The organism is Bartonella sp. AA86SXKL (assembly GCF_042196885.1).
In genome coordinates this window covers 1-790 of sequence record NZ_JBHIRE010000258.1, presented here as the reverse complement: position 1 = coordinate 790, position 790 = coordinate 1, and the positions used below count along the sequence as shown (strand labels likewise).

2 protein-coding genes are annotated in these 790 nt (G+C 36.8%); both read right to left on the bottom strand.

Annotated features, from left to right (window positions below):
- Window positions 1-349, bottom strand: a 349-nt coding sequence (locus ACFIO5_RS11380; protein WP_375705466.1) for a metal ABC transporter permease, incomplete at its 3' end; no start/stop codon positions are given.
- A gap of 7 nt (window positions 350-356) precedes the next feature.
- Window positions 357-790 (bottom strand): metal ABC transporter permease (locus ACFIO5_RS11375; protein WP_375705465.1); only part of this gene is annotated, 434 nt, incomplete at its 5' end.

Sequence of the window (790 nt, the reverse complement as noted above, 5' to 3'; positions counted from 1 at the left end):
CTTGTTTGATACGGCTATTGCCTCCTAAAAAACCTGTTGCGAGTGCACAAACCATACCCGCGACAAAAGCACCGCAAGTAATCAAAGTCATTGTAATATTCTCTGGACGCATATGCTGAAACCAAGCAAAAGGAAAAGAAGTCAAAAATGCTATTACCCACGGTGTTGTCATATAACCAATAACAACACCAGGAAAAACTGCATGGGAAATTGCATCGCCTAAAAGCGCCCATCCTTTCAAAATAAGAAAACAAGAAAGCATCGCCATTGGAACAGAAAGGATCATGACGATAAGCATGCCCTTAAGCATAAAAGAAAATTGAAAAGGAAGAAGTAATTGATCAACCATGATAACATCAAACCTTTTTTGCCGCATTTATACGTAAACGCGCAGCAATAAATCCATGTTTAGGAGCAAAAATAAAAGCTAAAATAAACAGAAATGCTTGAAAAAGCACAACAACACCACCAGTTTGCGCATTCAAAAAATAACTTACATAAACACCTAATACGCTTGTGAATGTCCCAATCATAACTGCAATAACTAAAATACTCACAAAACGGTCACTTAAAAGATAAGCTGTTGCTCCTGGCGTTACGACAAGACAAATGACTAAGAAAGCTCCAACTGTTTGCAGTGCAGCAACAGTACATGCAGCAAGCAATGTGAAAAAGAGAATCTTTAAAAACTTTACGTTTAATCCAATAGCGCGAGCGTGTGTTTCATCAAATAAAGAAACAAGAAGATCTTTCCATTTCAAAAGTAATATAAGCAAAGAAAAAAAACCAA